Annotated in this window: 17 protein-coding genes; 9 read left to right on the forward strand and 8 right to left on the reverse strand. The window is 69.4% G+C overall.

Translation table 11 applies throughout. The annotated features are described in order from the left end of the window. Together C4V41_RS54925 and C4V41_RS54930 are read left to right on the forward strand one after the other, a co-directional pair. Positions 1–876: hypothetical protein (locus C4V41_RS54925; RefSeq protein ID WP_103964045.1), on the forward strand; the 876-nt coding region annotated here is incomplete at its 5' end. A 135-nt stretch (positions 877–1,011) separates the two neighbouring features. Then, positions 1,012–5,028, forward strand: coding sequence for a DddA-like double-stranded DNA deaminase toxin (locus tag C4V41_RS54930; RefSeq protein ID WP_146104189.1), 4,017 nt, complete (start codon positions 1,012–1,014; stop codon positions 5,026–5,028). Between the two features lie 192 nt (positions 5,029–5,220). Here C4V41_RS54930 and C4V41_RS54935 read toward each other — a convergent pair whose 3' ends face one another. The 3 genes from C4V41_RS54935 to C4V41_RS54945 form a co-directional block, all read right to left on the reverse strand. Beyond that, the gene (locus tag C4V41_RS54935) at positions 5,221–5,616 is read right to left on the reverse strand and encodes a hypothetical protein (protein ID WP_103964047.1); all 396 of its coding nucleotides are present in this window, start codon (positions 5,614–5,616) and stop codon (positions 5,221–5,223) included. Positions 5,617–6,086: 470 nt separating this feature from the next. Continuing rightward, a complete protein-coding gene (locus C4V41_RS61375) occupies positions 6,087–6,368 on the reverse strand; it encodes a hypothetical protein (RefSeq protein ID WP_146104190.1) in 282 nt (93 codons plus the stop codon). 260 nt (positions 6,369–6,628) lie between these two features. Continuing rightward, positions 6,629–6,961 carry a hypothetical protein gene (locus C4V41_RS54945; protein ID WP_103964049.1) on the reverse strand — a complete coding sequence of 111 codons (333 nt, stop codon included), beginning with the start codon at positions 6,959–6,961 and terminating at the stop codon, positions 6,629–6,631. A 140-nt stretch (positions 6,962–7,101) separates the two neighbouring features. On the opposite strand from C4V41_RS54945, the gene C4V41_RS54950 reads away from it, so the two are divergent. Continuing rightward, complete coding sequence (locus C4V41_RS54950; protein ID WP_103964050.1) at positions 7,102–9,099, forward strand: hypothetical protein; 1,998 nt, start codon at positions 7,102–7,104, stop codon at positions 9,097–9,099. 271 nt (positions 9,100–9,370) lie between these two features. On the opposite strand, the gene C4V41_RS54955 is transcribed toward C4V41_RS54950, so the two are convergent. Further along, complete coding sequence (locus C4V41_RS54955; protein ID WP_103964051.1) at positions 9,371–10,513, reverse strand: CobW family GTP-binding protein; 1,143 nt, start codon at positions 10,511–10,513, stop codon at positions 9,371–9,373. Positions 10,514–10,586: 73 nt separating this feature from the next. Between C4V41_RS54955 and rpmG the strand changes: the two genes are divergently transcribed. From rpmG to rpmF, 5 genes are read left to right on the forward strand one after another with little or no spacing between them, the layout of a single operon-like run. Next, entirely contained in the window at positions 10,587–10,751 is a 165-nt protein-coding gene (rpmG, locus tag C4V41_RS54960; protein ID WP_103964052.1) for a 50S ribosomal protein L33, read from the forward strand. Beyond that, positions 10,748–10,993, forward strand: coding sequence for a type B 50S ribosomal protein L31 (locus C4V41_RS54965; RefSeq protein ID WP_103964053.1), 246 nt, complete (start codon positions 10,748–10,750; stop codon positions 10,991–10,993). The genes rpmG and C4V41_RS54965 overlap by 4 nt, the downstream gene beginning before the upstream one ends. Continuing rightward, on the forward strand, positions 10,993–11,229 hold the full coding sequence (gene rpmB, locus C4V41_RS54970) for a 50S ribosomal protein L28 (RefSeq protein WP_103964054.1): 237 nt from the start codon (positions 10,993–10,995) through the stop codon (positions 11,227–11,229). The genes C4V41_RS54965 and rpmB overlap by 1 nt, the downstream gene beginning before the upstream one ends. Then, positions 11,229–11,528, forward strand: coding sequence for a 30S ribosomal protein S14 (rpsN, locus tag C4V41_RS54975; protein WP_103964055.1), 300 nt, complete (start codon positions 11,229–11,231; stop codon positions 11,526–11,528). The genes rpmB and rpsN overlap by 1 nt, the downstream gene beginning before the upstream one ends. A 2-nt stretch (positions 11,529–11,530) precedes the next feature. Beyond that, positions 11,531–11,695 (forward strand): 50S ribosomal protein L32, encoded by a 165-nt coding sequence (gene rpmF, locus C4V41_RS54980; protein ID WP_103964056.1) that lies wholly within the window; start codon positions 11,531–11,533, stop codon positions 11,693–11,695. Positions 11,696–11,779: 84 nt separating this feature from the next. Here the strand turns inward: rpmF and C4V41_RS65990 are convergent, their stop codons facing one another. Beyond that, positions 11,780–12,409, reverse strand: coding sequence for a class I SAM-dependent methyltransferase (locus C4V41_RS65990; RefSeq protein WP_327537520.1), 630 nt, complete (start codon positions 12,407–12,409; stop codon positions 11,780–11,782). An 18-nt stretch (positions 12,410–12,427) separates the two neighbouring features. Next, the gene (locus C4V41_RS54990) at positions 12,428–12,859 is read right to left on the reverse strand and encodes an MFS transporter (protein ID WP_103964058.1); all 432 of its coding nucleotides are present in this window, start codon (positions 12,857–12,859) and stop codon (positions 12,428–12,430) included. Here C4V41_RS54990 and C4V41_RS54995 point away from each other — a divergent pair. After that, on the forward strand, positions 12,774–13,127 hold the full coding sequence (locus C4V41_RS54995; protein ID WP_200824918.1) for a cation transporter dimerization domain-containing protein: 354 nt from the start codon (positions 12,774–12,776) through the stop codon (positions 13,125–13,127). The two genes, C4V41_RS54990 and C4V41_RS54995, sit on opposite strands and share 86 nt — an antisense overlap. 354 nt (positions 13,128–13,481) lie before the next feature. Here C4V41_RS54995 and C4V41_RS55000 read toward each other — a convergent pair whose 3' ends face one another. Next, on the reverse strand, positions 13,482–13,883 hold the full coding sequence (locus C4V41_RS55000) for a hypothetical protein (protein ID WP_103964059.1): 402 nt from the start codon (positions 13,881–13,883) through the stop codon (positions 13,482–13,484). 12 nt (positions 13,884–13,895) lie between these two features. Then, complete coding sequence (locus tag C4V41_RS55005) at positions 13,896–14,495, reverse strand: hypothetical protein (RefSeq protein ID WP_146104191.1); 600 nt, start codon at positions 14,493–14,495, stop codon at positions 13,896–13,898. Positions 14,496–14,561 lie beyond the last annotated feature (66 nt).

The raw sequence follows: 14,561 nt of genomic DNA on the forward strand, positions 1-14,561 counted from the left end.
GGGATCGGTGGTTATGACCTGAAGGACGCCGGGGATCAGGTGGTGGCGTTCGATTATGAGCATTCGGGGAAGCTGGATCACCTGCTGCTCTACCGCCCGGGCGGGCATACTGCCTGGGTTCTCGCGCACGGCACGGGCAACACGTTCAGAGCCGTGTTCAGCAGCGCGGCCGGCATCGGTGGCTATGACCTGAGGAGCGCGGCCGACCGCGTCATCACCTTCGATTACACGAGCTCGGGCGGGCAGAACCATCTGCTTCTCTACCGGCCGGGCGACCAGATCGCGTGGATCGTGGGCCGGGCCTATTCGCCTGGGCAGCAGCCGCCCGCCGTCACCGTGACGCCCGCCATCGGCCCGGATTCCATCGTGGAGAACTTCGTCTATCCCCTGGACTTCCGCCACGAGTTCGCGGGGACGTCCGGTCAGGTCGATTGGGGTACGGACGAGGCCCAGGCGAAGAACTTCGAACTGATCTCTGGGAACGGCGGGATCATCTGGGTCTCGTGCACGGCGGCCGTGCAGAACGGGATTGGCGTGATCAAGGTGTTCCCGGGCTTGCTGAATGGCGAACCCGTGGTCGGTGAGCCGCACCTGGGAGTGATGACGGTGTGCTTCAAGGTGCTCGCACCAAAGGGATACGTGAAGCTTCGGATCCCGAACGTGTTCGAGGTGCAGGGTGACAGCCGCTCGCCGGGGGCCGGTCATGACGTGGACGCGACGGTGGTGGACGTGACGTCCGGCACGGAGCGGACCAAGCTCGTCGAGCGGGACGAGAGCGAGCAGTTCGGGCGTACGGACGTCACGTGCGACGTGAGCCATCCGGATTATCCGGACAACTGCAGTGAGACCCTGCTGGAACTGCGGGTCGTCAACTGAGGACGGGGCGGCCGGCCTATGACGGCCGGCCGCCCAGCCCATTCCTTTTCAAGCGTCGACCGAAATGGCGGAGTGACGGCGATGAAGGTGTTGCGCGATAGGGCTTTATGGCGGACGGCGAGTGTCATCGGTGTGGTGCTCTCGTTGGTTGCCGTGGGCAGTCCGATGGGGGAGACGCGGGCCGCGGCGGCTCCGTCCGGCACCCCGGTATGTGAGCGCCAGGTGGTTCTGGACGCATGGGTGACGGGCGGGGTGAACGTGCGTCCGGCCGCGGAGAAGGCGCTGCTCGGCGACAGGGCGGCGGTCTGTGCCTTCCTGGACGCGCTCCCCCGGCTGGTGGCGCAGGATGATCGTGAACAGGTCGGCCGCGTCAAGGCCCACGGAGGACCCGAGGTGGCGGCCGCCGCCAACGCCGCCCTGGTCTCGGACAACGCCGGTGCCGTGACGGCGTTCCTCGACGGCGGTTGGGAGCGGGCTCGGGAGATCGACCTGCGGGCCAGCGTGAACGAGATGAAGGCGGCCGGCGGGCCGGAGGTCAAGGCCGCCGCCAACCTGGTGCTGCGGAACGGGTCGCGGGAGGAGTTGGGGCGGTTCATCGAGTCGGGGTGGCGGGTGCCGTACCGGATGGACCTGCGGGCGGTGGTCAATCGGGCGATGGCCGAGGGCGGGCCGGAGGTGAAGGCCACGGCGAACCGGGCGCTGCAGGACGGCAGCCTGGAGATGCAGGAGCGCTTCGTCCAGATCGACTGGGGGGTGGCCCAGGCGCGGGACAACGAGAACCAGACCTTGAGCGATCTGCGGGCGAGTGCCGCGGAGGCGACGCGCCTCGCGGCCTTGGAGACGGTCGCCGCCATCGCGCAGGCCGATCGCGCCGAGGCCGAGTCGCTGGCGGCCAAGAACGACGCGCTGGAGGCCGAACGCCTCGCCGCGGCGGCCGGGCGGGAGTCGGCGGAGGCCAAGCGCCAGGCGTTACGTGCTGCTGAGGCCGCGGATCGCGCCGCGTCGGCGTCTCGCGTCGCCGTACAAGCCGCTCGGGCGGCGGCCGGCGCCGCGCGCGCCGCCGCCGGGGCCGCCGGACGTGCGGCGACCGCGGCCGCGCGGGCGCACACGATGTCGGACGAGGCGTGGGCGGCAGCGGCGGCGGCGGAGCTGGACGCGGACGCCGCCGCCGCGGCGGAGGAGCACAACCGCATCATGCTGAAGGTCGGGCCGAAGATCTCCGCCTGGATCACGCCCATTGATCAGATCAACGCGGTGACCCAGGAGGCGTACGTCGCGGTCGCCGCCGCCGATTCGGCCAGGGCGAACACCGAGGCGGCCGGGCGCGCGGCCGAGGCGGCCGGCCATTACGCGGGGGACGCCAGCGCCGAGGCGCAGGCCGCGTTCGCCGCTGCCGCGCGGGCGGGAGCGAGCGCGGAACGGGCCAAGCAGGCCACCGCGGAGACGGTACGCCATGCCGACATCGCGCAGGACGCGGCCGGTAAGGCGCGTGACGCCGCGACGCGTGCGGTCTCGTACGCGGAGGCGTCCGCGGCCGCGGCGGCCAGCGCGGCCGAGCACGCGGGCAATGCCGTCAACGCGGCCCAGTTGGCGACGGAGCACGCCAACAACGCATTCCGCGCGGCGGAGGACGCGTTGCGGGCGGCTGAGATGGCTCAGGCCGTCTACAAGGCGGCACGGGAGGCGGACGCCGAACGCCTGCAGGATGAGCTCAAGCTGGAGTTGTCTTTCGCCCGGCATGCCAGTGCGCAAGCCGCCCAGGCCAAGTTGGGGGACGCGCGCGGTTTCGCAGTGCCGATGCGTGACTACCACACTCCACAGGTCGACGCGCTGATCGCCGAGTCTGCCAACGCGAGCACCGATCCGGCACTGGCGGTCGGCAAGGCGCGGCAGGTGGCTCGCTACTTCGCGACCGTGCCCGGTACGTGGACCAGTTCGGCGGCCGTGGCCGCGCTCGGCCGGGATGAAGATCATCTGGTGCTCGAATTCGTCAAGAGCGGGCTGGCGGCCGCCGAGGAACAGGACGACCGCACCACGCTGACCGGTCTGATGGTCACCAGCAGCCCGGCCATGAGAGCCGCCGCCCAGAACGCCCTAGACGGCGGCCGGGCGCGGGTCATCGCGTTCCTCGACGACCCGGACTACCCCGAGCGAGCCGCCGAACAACGCGCGCAGATCGGCCGCATCCTCGCCGAAGCCCGCAGCGCCGGTAAGACAGAGACCGAGCAAGCGGCCAACGCCGCCCTGCGCTCCGACGATCCGGACGCCCTGGAGAAGTTCCTGGACTCCACCTACAACACCGCGCACACGATCGACATCCGGACGAAGGTCGGCGCGATCGCCGGCGATGACTCCAACGGTGTCGAGGTGCGCAACGGCGCCCAGGTCGCGCTGGCCGGCACCACGGCGATGCAGGTCGAGTTTCTGGAGGTGGATCGCCACCGGGCGGCCGAACGCGATTACGCGACCGCGACGCACAACTACATCGCCTCCTCCTTGATGATCGAGACCTCGCAGATCGCGCAGCGCGCAGTGGAGTATGCGCGCACCGCGCAGGCCGCGGCGGCCCGCGCCCGCGGCGCGGCCGAGGCGGCCATCGACTACGCCAACGATGCCGGCAAAGCGGCCGGCCAGGCGGCGAAGTTCGCCGGTGAGGCCGTCGACGCCGCCCGTGACGCCGCCGCCTCCGCCGAACGCGCCGCGGCGGCCGTCCGCACCGCCGCCGCCGCGACCCAGCAGGCCCAGCAGTCCGCCCGCAAGGCGTCGCTGTCGGCGCGTTGGGCCCGCGTCTCGGCGGTCGAGGCGGCCCAGGACGCCGCCAGCGCGTTCGCCGCCTATGACACCGCGTACGCGGCGCAGATCCGGGCCGGCGAGGACGCCTCCGACGCGGCGCTGATCGCCGCCCAGGTGTTCGAAAGCTATCGGATCGAGGCCAAGGCACGCCTGGCCACGCTCAAGGGCGTCTGGTACGGACACTGCAAGTGGGGCCCCGAGGACGGCCTGCCGGGATACAACGACTGCAACGCCTACGCGGAAAAGATGCTCAACGACCCCAACGGCCCGCTGTACGACCCGGACGGCTACGCCCAGGAACGCATCGAGCACTGCCGGAACCAGTTCGTCGGCAAGGCCCAGGACGCCTGTATGTCCGTCGTCATGAGCCCGCTGTTCTACTTCGCGGCGAGAGGGATCGCCGACCGGGAGACCGAAACCCACCGGCTCGCCGAAGAGTACATGACCCGGTTCGGGCTGGACCTGATCAACGCCGCCTCCGAGTACTCGCTGGTAAAAGATTGCAAGAACGCCCCCAGGAAGGTTTTCGCCAAGGCAGGAGCGGCGTTCTCCGAATGCATCGCCGGTGCCCTGGGCCTGAGCGAAGATCCCGACTGGAACGAACACTCGCGCGAGTGGAGCGGCACCTTCGTCGAGTCGCTCATCCCCGAGGAACTCCGGTTCGCCGAGTACAACTCGCTCTGGGGACCGATGTACCTGTCCAAACACCTGTCCGATCGCACCATCATCTCGGCCGTCTACGAGACCGATCTGGCGACCTCCCTCCTGCGCATGCTTCCGATCGAGTGTGTTCGGGGCAACGGGCCGTGCCCCTACGCGGATACCGCACAACAGCTCAGGAACGTGAGCGAGTCGATCAAGCCGGAGAACAACCAGGCCTATCTCGTCGACGAGTCCGGCCGGGCGCTCAACGCGAACGGCCTGCCGATCGCGAACCTTCCCCCGATCGACGATCTCCAGAACTGGGCGAAGTACACGGTCGAAAGCGGCCTGCACGACGACCTGGCGGCCCTCGAAAACCGCCTCGCCCAGCTCTACCGGCAGGAGTTCGGTGTGCCCATGGCACCCCCGGCATGGCACCTGGAGACCCAGCTCGCCTACCGCGTCGCCACCCGGGAAGTGGCGCTGCGCGAGAACACGCTCCGGCTGGTCATGAACAACAGCGGCGGCGTCTGTGACGCGGTGCCGATCAAGGGCACCGGACCTGATCAGCAGCGACAGGCCGTGGCAGGGTGCATCCAAGCCATCAAAATGCTGCTCCCGGCCGGCACCACCATGATCATCTACTACCCCGACCCGGACGATTCGGCAGAACTGCTCGAAGTCACCGTACGTGGCGTCGGCCGCTGGCTGGACTGAGCACGCTCACACCGGTGTCCCCGCGAAGCGGGGGCACCACTCTCGATGCCGGAGGGCGTTCAGTCGGGCCCAATCGATCACGTGAGGACGAATTCAGGCCGCGTGGCAGGCGGGGCGGCGGCCACCCGGCACACCGCGATGTCACGGGGTCCCCACGGGGCCCCGTGACAAGCTGCGCACCTCGCCCCCCTGTCATGCGGCGTCGAGGGCCTCGGTGATCTTGCGGGCCATGTCGGTGACGGTGGGGCTGGGCTGGGTGTGGGCGGCTGCGTCGATGGCGACGATGACGGTGCTGCGGAAGTTGTCCGCCTCTGCCCGGTCCTGCTGCTTGAGCAGGCCCATGGAGGCGGTCAGGGCCGGTAGCACCTGGTCGGCGAGTTCGGCGACGGTCTTGCCGTACTTGATGCCTTTGGGCGCCTTGGCGAGGACGTGTCCGATGGCGCCGGTGGCGGAGGTGAGGGCGATGGAGCCGTGGGTGGCGACCTTGTGGGCCGAGCCGGCGGCGCCGGCGGCGGACATCAGGGAGACGGCGCCCCAGGCGGCGACGCGGAGGGTGAGCTGGTCCTGGTCGTTGAGGGTGATCGACATGGTTTGTGTGCTCCTTCAGAGTCGTTGATGGGTCTACGATCGCCGACCCCTCTGATACCGGGCTGTTGCCGTCCTGACGCGGCCGCTGACACGGGCACCGCATGGTCAGCGCGAGGAGGGTCGGCTGAGCCGGGGCGCAGGCGACCTTGCGGTCCATCTCAAGGTGTACGGGATCGCCATCGCTGTCAGTCACGAGAAACCCTGCGAGGTCGAGCCCCTGACACAGCGCCCGCCCGGCACCCGTGCCCCGTTTCACCCCCGCCGATCCCGCTTCGCGCCCACGTTCCCGCAGGCAGAGCACCTCCCAGGGAGGAAACACATCGCGGGCCGGGAGAAAGAACCACACCCGGCCACACTTCGTGCCCGGACGCTCACTCACCCATGTGCCACTGTGCTCATCGTCAGCTCCCGCGCCACCGCATCCGGCACGGGAATCCCCCTTTCAGCTTGAAAGGCAGGAGCGCGTGAACCTAGAGGCACAGATCCTCGACCTGATGCTGCGCATCCGGATGCTCGAGATGACCACCCGGATGGGTGCCGACATCACCAGGATCGGCATCGCCCTGATGCTGAGTGAGCTCGCCGACAGCCGCACCGAGATGAGACAAGACCTCGCGGCCCTCGGCGATGAACTCGCCGGCCTCCGGCGGCACATGAACGATCACGTCGCCGCCCTCCGCGCCGAGATCCTGCACCGGCTCGGCACAATCCAACAACACGAGAATCAACCAACGACACAGCACCCGGTCCATCGCTAGAGCCTGGTCTGAGCCCTCCACCATGCACGAGGTCCAGCACCAGGCGCCGGCCGGCGTCCAGATAACTACGGAACAGCACGGTTCTTCTGGGGCGACGAGCCGGGCCTCGTCGTGGGCGACGCGGCCCTGATGGACGGCTGGCGGCTGGCGTCGATCGAGCGGGACAACGACATGGGGTCAAGCGCGCGGATCAAGCAGCTGGTCGTCAACGACGTGCCCGGTATGCGCGGCGGACGGGCACACGCTGCCACGGGTCAGGGCAGGTTGAGCGGCGTGGTCACGACCAGGTCCCAGTCGTGCCTGTCCCCGACGTCCATCCAGGCGATCATCGGCCGGCCGTCGCCGTCCAGCGCCATGGCCAGGCCGTCACCACCACCGCGCCGGATCGTCGTCACCGGCGTATGCGTGCAGAATGTTCCCGTGCAGGTGGCGATGACGATCCGTTCGCGATCGAGGTCCTGGTAGGCCACCAGTGCCCGCCCGTCCCGGTCCATCACCATCACCGGCGCCGTGTGGCGACCGGGTTCGGCCAGCGTGGCGGTGGCGGCCTTTGAGCACTCGCGGGTGTGGTGACTCTCTGCCGACATGAGGCGATAAGCGAGTCACCGCATGCGGATCCCCCATCGTTGGCCGGCGCAGAGCCCGCACAGGCATCTCTTCGCCTGGGCCGCCGGGAACTCCTCTGACGGGGGAGACGGTGACCCTGGAGGGATGGGAGGCTTGGACGGTGCGTACCTGGTTCGAGCCCGAAGAGGCCGAGGAGTTCGAGGCCGCCAAGGATTTGTTGATCCGGCGGTGTGTGACCTGGGCGGAGGAGCACGGGCATCCGGTCGATGACCTGCTGCTCTCCGCCGCCGTCGACGCGCGGCACGAGAGCCGTGACGGCCGGCTGGCGTACTGGGACGGTGCGCGCATCAGGTTCTTCCTGCTGCGGTACGTGCCGTACAAGGTGACGGCGCCGCGGGAGGAGCTCGACCTCGCCCCGGAGGTGCTGCGCACGTACCTGCGCTATCTCGACGTCACGGGCCTTCGCGACCCGCGCGGTGCCACGCTCGCGGAGGCGGAGGAGGTCATCGCCGGCGCGCGGGCGGAGTTCGCGGCCGCGCTCGACGATCCCACGCTGCGGGGGGTGGCGACGTTCTGGGCGCACACGGCTCTCGGCCAGGGCGTCGATCTCACCGTGCCGGGGGCGTTCGAGCGGTTCAAGCGCGATCTCGACGCCGGTCGCGTTCCGTACGACGAGCAGGTGCTCGACAAGATCATGCAGAACCGCTTCGTGAACGGCGGCATCGGCGAGGAACGCGCCTTCCCTCAGCCGCCTGTCTCCCTGCCCCCTGCGTCCGAGCTGACGGAGGCCGCCGCGCGCAGCCAGACCGTCCAACGTCTCATCACCCTTGCCGATTGGGTGGGCAAGGACGGCCGCGCCCTCACCGACGCGGGCAACCTCCGCGTCGCCGACGCCCTCGAGGTGTCGGCCCTGCTGGGCACCGGCGAGGACCGGCTGCGCGTTCGCAGCGCCACCGATCTGCCGCAGCTCAACCTGCTGCTCGCCTGGGCCAAGAAGCTGCGCCTGACCCGCACCAGCAAGGGCCGGCTCTTCCGCGTGGCCAAGGCCGCACCCCTGCTGCGTGACCCGCAGGCGCTGTGGCGGCGCGCGTTCGAGGCGCTGCCGGAGCTGGGCCGTGTGGTCACCGTGCCCGTCGCGACGTGGCGGCCCGAGCCCATCCTGGCCGAGATCTTCGACGAGATCCTGCCGGACGTGCTCAACTCCATGTACGGGCTCGACGAGATGCCGGTGGTCCGACTCGAAGAGACGGTTTGGCTGGCCTGTCAGGAATACTTCGTTCTTGACCAGGAGGAAGAGCGCCTGCGTGATCTCTGGCGCCGAGAGGCCGCCCGGGACCTGGGGCGCATGTTCGAGGTCCTGTCAGACCTCGGGGCCGTGGAGCTCACCCGCGGCCCCGCCGACCCTCTCTACGCGAGCGACCTCGACCACGACGACCAGCCCTTGCCACCGGACGCGGTCGAACGCCTGCGCACCGCTCTCGCCGAGCCCGACCTTCCGCTGGTCCGCCTCACCCCGCTCGGTGTGCGCGGCGTCCGTGACCGCCTTCTTGCCGAGGGCCGCGACGCTCCCCTCATCGGCGAACTGGCCACCGCCCCGCCGGCCGAGCTGCTCGGGGTGCTCGCCCAGCACTATCCGCCGGAGGACGCCGTAACGGAGCTCCAGGGGTGGCTGGCCCGGCCCGGGCAGGACATCGAGATGTTGCTGCAGGCCGCGCGGGTTTGCCCGTTCCGTACGCGGGTGGGGGCGATGCTGGGCGTTCTGGCCGACGCCCTGCCCGAAAGGCGGCTTCTGCACGAACTACGTCACGACCCGGTCCTCGGGCCCGCCGCGTGGACGCAGCTCATCGATGCCGGGGAGATGGAGCCCGGGTCGTTGAGTGAGCGGGAGAACCTGCTGATGGGGGCGGAGAACTTCCTGTCGGTGCTGGAGCTCGCTGGGCCCGAGGGGCTTGTCGAGCAGCTCAAGAGGATGGGGGGCGGGGACGCGTACGAGTTCGTGGCGGCGATCCTGGCGTCGGGGCACCCCGATGTCGTGGGATTGCGGGAGCTGCGCGAGCTGGTGGCCGAGCCGCTCCGCAAGACCTCCCGCCACCCCCTCCGCCTCGTCCCCACCCGCCCGCCGGGAGCCCGAGGCCGCCGGAAGAAGCGCAAGCACTGATCTTGGTCTTACGGCCGCATGCGGGAATCGTCGGCGCCTACCAAGGTCGCGAAACAAAAGACCTGCGGCTGAGAAGCTGCAGGTCAAAGGCCGAAAACGCCTATCTGGGCGAGTGCCCCCGGGCGGGGCACGCGCCGGAGGTGGACAGGTCGGCATCGACCGCGTCTACCGCCAGGGCGGACGCTTTGAGGTCGACACGACAAAGGCGCTGGCAGTAGGCGGTCGACGCTCAGCAGCGGGTTGGCTTTCTTGCGCGGGGCGCGGCGGGTCTTCACGCGGTCTCCTTGACGTTGAGGATGGGGGCGAACGGGTCTTCGTATCGGGCCCAGGTGTCCGGACCCGCTGCTTCCTCCTCCGGGGTGAGCAGGCAGGAGTCGAGCAGGGCGTGGAAGCGGGCGGTGTCCAGGTCGGGGCCGGTGAAGACGAGGTGCTGGACGCGGTCGCCCTGCGCGTCGTCCCAGTCCAGAGCAGCGCTCAGGCGGCGGGCCGGGGAGACCAGGTCCCAGGCCGCTTCGGGCAGCGCGGCCAGCCACGGGCCGGCGTCCTCGGCCGAGACGACGCCGGCGACGGCGTCCCAGGCGAGGAGCCGGGTGGGACGGGTGGCCAGCCAGAAACGGCCTCGTGAGCGTACGGACTCGGTGACCAACTCGTCGACGGCCTCGAAGAGGCGAGCGGGGTGCAAGGGGCGGCGGCTGCGCCAGACGGTGGTGGCGATCTCGTCGGTCGTGGCGTCGCAGGGGAGCTGAGCGGTGGCCGGGTCCACGCGTTCGGCCAGCTCCCCGGTGCACACGGCGGCGCCGGTGACGTGGGGGAGGGTGCCCACGGTGTGCACCGGAGTGACGGGAGCCAGATGGGCCAGGATCGCGCGGGACAGCTCCCGATCCTCTTCGTCGCCGCCGTGCAGCACCAGGCCGGTGGGATATTCGAGCTGCCGGGCCAGGACCTCCGCCAGGTAGCGCTGGTCGCCCGCGGCGGCGGGTTTGCCGACCTCGTGGAGACGTTCACCGCGGGTGATGTCGTCCGGCATCGCTGCGGCGTCCAGCGCGGTGAACACGGCGGTGAGCCGCAAGTCCTCGTGTGCCTCGTCACAGTCGATGGCCTCGGCCACCGATCGCGGCTCCACCGAGTCCCACAGGTCCACGATCAGCAGTGCCGACCTCGGCGCCAGCAGAACGAGCTGGGGGATGAGGTCTTCTCGCACCGTGCAGGTGATGCATCCGTGGGCGAGCCGCACGACCGCCGTGTCCAGCATGCGTGAGCCGTCGCGGATGGTGCGCCGGACACGTCCTTGGGCCACGTTGCTCAGATCGTGATGGATGGCGAGCGATCCGGGATGTTCGGCGAGGAGCCGTTCGACGGTGGCGGTACGGGCCGAGCCGTGCAGGCCTGCGACGAGGGCGACGGGGGTGGGCACTCAGCCTCCAAGTGTTGTGATGATAATCGTTTTCGTTATCATGACACAGCTCCCCCAGTGGAAAGGAACCGCTTTGGCCAGAAATGAGGTGCGACCCGTGATCAAGCTCAAGTCCACGGCCGGCACCGGCTACACCTACGTGACCAGGAAGAATCGCCGCAACGATCCCGACCGGCTCACTCTCCGCAAGTACGACCCCACCATTCGCCGGCACGTGCTGTTCAGGGAGGAGCGATGAAGAAGGGCATCCATCCCGGCTACCGCCCGGTCGTCTTCCGCGACCCGGGCGCGGACTTCGCCTTCCTGACCCGCTCGACGATCGCGAGCGACAAGACGATCGAGTGGACCGACGGCAAGACGTACCCGGTGGTGGACGTCGACGTGTCGTCGGCGAGCCACCCCTTCTACACCGGCCGCAACCGCGTCCTGGACACCGCGGGCCGCGTCGAGCGGTTCAACCAGCGTTACGGAAGGACCTGATGTCCGCGTACTGCCAGCTCACCGGCGTCAAGCCGGTCTTCGGCAACAACGTCTCCCACTCCCATCGCCGCACCCGGCGCCGCTGGGACCCCAACATCCAGCAGCGCCGCTACTGGCTGCCGGGCGAGGACCGCTTCGTCCGGCTCACCGTCAGCGCCCGCGCGATCAAGACGATAGACAAGATCGGCGTCGAGGCGGCCGTCGCGCGGATCCGCGCCCGGGGAGAGAAGATCTGATGGCCAAGAAGAGCAAGATCGCCGCCAACGAGCGGCGCAAGGCCGTCGTCGCGCGCCACGCAGGGCGCCGCGCCGAGCTGAAGGAGATCATCCGCACCGGCGGCCCGCAGGAGCGAGCGGATGCCGTACGGGAACTGGCGCGCCAGCCGCGCGACGCCAGCGCCACCCGCGTCCGCAACCGCGACTCCGTGGACGGCCGGCCTCGCGGCCACCTGACCAAGTTCGGGCTCTCCCGGGTGCGCTTTCGCGAGATGGCGCACCGCGGCGAACTGCCCGGCATCACGAAAGCGAGCTGGTAGCCATGGCCGTACCCAAGCGCAAGATCTCACGGAGCAACACCCGGCACCGCCGCAGCCAGTGGAAAGCCGCCGCCCCTGACCTCGTCCCCATCACCGTCAACGGACGCGAGTTGCTCGTACCTCGCCGTCTCATCCGCGCCTACCAGCGCGGACTGATCACGACCTGAGAAGATTTCTCCGGTCACCGGGCCGCTCGCCGCGCGAGAGACAATGCCGGGCGCCCTATGGGCGGGTCGCGCGGACGTAGTACATCAGGTGCGGCAGCCGGTCTTCGATCTCCACCTGGAACCCGGCGTCCGGGATCTTGGCGCCCGGCAGTTCATGGGGTCGTGCCGCATGGCTGGGCCGGAGAGCAGGCCGACGAGGCGCCGGGCGAGGCGGCCGATGGGCGGGCGGAACGCGGCGATGAGTAGCCGCCCACCCGGCCGCAGCACCCGGAACATCTGCCGCAGCGCCTCGGGCCGCGCCTCGCGCGGCATGTGGTGGACGGCCAGGCTGGAGACCACCAGGTCGAAAGAAGCGTCGGGGAAGGGCAGGCTCTGGCCTTCCCCGACGACGTAGGTGCAGTTTGCGGGGGCCACCGCCCCCACCACCGCGACCATGCCGGGCACCGTCGGCTGCGCGATACCCCAGGAAGATCCCTGGACGGCGAACCAGCGCGGCCGCTCGGACTCGGGGGCGGCGTCGGCGACCAACGCCTGCCAGCGGCCCAGCAGAATGCCGCCAACCGCGGTCCAGGCGAGACGGACACCGATGGTGGCCGCGACGTTGTCCAGCCCGGCCATCGCCAGGGCGAACAGGCCGAGCAGCACCGAGCCACCGGCCAGCGCGACCCCCGGCAACCACGCGGGTGCGCCACGCTGCAACAGCACCAGGGGCATGAACATGATCATCGCTAGCTAGCCCACGGCGAACGCGGTGCTCGCGGCGGTCAGGCGGATCAGCCGAGCCGGCGGCCGCCAGCGCCGCCCGTCCCTCCCGAACGCCTCACGCCTGCTCCGCGGCAGGAACGCGAGCGCCACCACCGAGGCCGTCAGGCAGGTGGCGGCGTCGACCACCATCAGCCACCGCACCCCGATCGGCAGCAGCACCGAGGCCATTACCCCGGCGATCGCGCCGGCCGCCACCAGCGCCGCGCCGAGCATGGCGTACAGCCGTCCGCGCTGCTCACCTTCGGCCACCTGCGCCACCAGCTCCTGCGACGCGGGTTCATAGATCTCGAACGCCAGACCCACCAGGGCGACGGTGACCAGGATCTGTTCCGGCGTGCGCGCGGCCGACAAGGCGAGCAGGCACACCCCAGTCGCGCCCAGCCCGGTCGCGACCACCACCCGCGGGGCCGAGCGGATTCTCGCCGCGGTGCCCGGCGTCCGGCGCGTGGGATCCGTACGGCTGCGCTGGATCGGCCACGCTATGTGCGCCGAAGTTGACATCCGCGTGGACCACGGGCTGTCGCTGATCGAGGCGCACGCGGTGGCGGTAGCGGCCGAGCATCGGCTGATCCATGACCTGCCACGGCTGAAGGCCGCCACCGTGCACGCCGACCCCGACGGCCCTGAGGGGATCGACCACCACGCACCCTTGCTGGCGCATCGCTGACATCGTGTCCTGGAGGCGGCACGACCTTTACCTGCCGTATGAGCGCTGTGTTCATACAGTCGAATGAACCCAGGAAAGCGATCGCCGTGGGGGCGGGCATCGCCGGTCCGGCCACGGCACTGCGACTGCGCCAGGCCGGCTGGGAGCCGGTGGTCGTCGAACGTGCTCCCGCCCGCCGTACCGGCGGCTCCGTCCTCCACCTGTCAGGGCGCGGCTATGAGGCCGCCGAGCGCCTGAACGTCTTGGCCGTCCTGAGACGGCAAGGTTGCGCGATGGTAGCGCAGTCCAGACGGAAGCTCCCAGGACTCCCGCTCAGGCGAGAATGGGAGAAGATGACGGAAGGGCCATGCCAGGTCAGCTCACGCCGATGTCCTGGAAAACTAGTGTGATTTGCCGCTCTTCGGCGGATTCGTCCCAGTAAACCGGGAAGGCTCCGGCGAGGTCGATCCGGCCGAGGGTGAGATTCAACGGGCTGGTGACCACCAGTGCGACGTCCCTGGCATCGGTGCCCCAGGGGGCGTTTGCGCTGTTGCCGAGCCAGGAGGCGACCTCGGCGCTCTGTTCCGTGCCGCCGCTGACGATGGTCAGAGAGCCGCCGACCTTCACTCCGGGCAGCTTGCCGATGATCAGCTCGCCGCCGGCGCCCTCCTCGGCGACTCCTTTCTCGGGGTCGAGTACGACGCCGCCGAACTCCTTCAGGGATTCGACGTGTACGCCGTTCAGTTCCAGGCTGAGCCTGTTGTCCATCAGGTCCATGTCAGTCCCCTGTCACGAAACGCGGCGCAGGTCGATCGTGTAGAGCAGGCCACTCAGCGTGCGTTGCTGGTAGAGCCGCTGAGGAACGCCGCTGTCGCCCTGGCAGTCGAGGGCCTGGAGGGCGAAGTTGAGGCGGGGCTGGTAAGAGGTGCCGCCGTACTTGAACTGGAAGGCGTTGCTGGGATTGACGTCGAGCATCCTGATGCCGGAGCCCCCCGTCTTCGCCGCTCCTGTCCACACGGTGAAGCGGATCTCTCGTGGCTCGACCCTCGTCTCCAGGGCGTAGCCGCTGAAGTTCTTGTACACCGGGATGTTCGGCGTAGCGGTCGGCCGTACCTCGGTTTCCACCCAGTAGCCATCGATTCCGCTGGACTTCTTGCCGTACCAGAAGCGCAGGCTGACGTCGAGGTTCAACTGCTCCATCATCTTGGTGGCCATCGCCTGCCCGAAAGCCAAGAGTTGCCGCTGGCCGGATGGCGGCAGCGCGATGTCTCCGCCGGATTTCTCGATCTTGTGTGTGCCCTTGTACGTTCCGAAGTACAGGTCCAGTCCACCACCGCATGTGGTCATGGTGATCCCCTTTCCTAGATCGGGGAGTGCACGGGACGCCACGGGAGAGCTCCCTCATTCGACTCCCGGCCCAAACGCCTGTCAATGCGGCTGCTACAAGACAACTGA

The sequence above is a fragment of the Nonomuraea solani genome, assembly GCF_900108335.1.
GTDB classification, from domain to species: domain Bacteria; phylum Actinomycetota; class Actinomycetes; order Streptosporangiales; family Streptosporangiaceae; genus Nonomuraea; species Nonomuraea solani.

What these genes read in the sequence shown, in the direction of transcription:
- rpmB (WP_103964054.1), top strand. Translation starts at nt 10,993, where the DNA reads ATGTCCGCGTACTGCCAGCTCACCGGCGTCAAGCCGGTCTTCGGCAAC.
- C4V41_RS54945 (WP_103964049.1), bottom strand. Translation starts at nt 6,961, where the DNA reads ATGTCGGCAGAGAGTCACCACACCCGCGAGTGCTCAAAGGCCGCCACC.
- C4V41_RS55000 (WP_103964059.1), bottom strand. Translation starts at nt 13,883, where the DNA reads ATGGACCTGATGGACAACAGGCTCAGCCTGGAACTGAACGGCGTACAC.
- C4V41_RS61375 (WP_146104190.1), bottom strand. Translation starts at nt 6,368, where the DNA reads ATGGACCGGGTGCTGTGTCGTTGGTTGATTCTCGTGTTGTTGGATTGT.
- C4V41_RS54935 (WP_103964047.1), bottom strand. Translation starts at nt 5,616, where the DNA reads ATGTCGATCACCCTCAACGACCAGGACCAGCTCACCCTCCGCGTCGCC.
- rpmF (WP_103964056.1), top strand. Translation starts at nt 11,531, where the DNA reads ATGGCCGTACCCAAGCGCAAGATCTCACGGAGCAACACCCGGCACCGC.
- C4V41_RS65990 (WP_327537520.1), bottom strand. Translation starts at nt 12,409, where the DNA reads ATGCCCCTGGTGCTGTTGCAGCGTGGCGCACCCGCGTGGTTGCCGGGG.
- rpsN (WP_103964055.1), top strand. Translation starts at nt 11,229, where the DNA reads ATGGCCAAGAAGAGCAAGATCGCCGCCAACGAGCGGCGCAAGGCCGTC.
- C4V41_RS54965 (WP_103964053.1), top strand. Translation starts at nt 10,748, where the DNA reads ATGAAGAAGGGCATCCATCCCGGCTACCGCCCGGTCGTCTTCCGCGAC.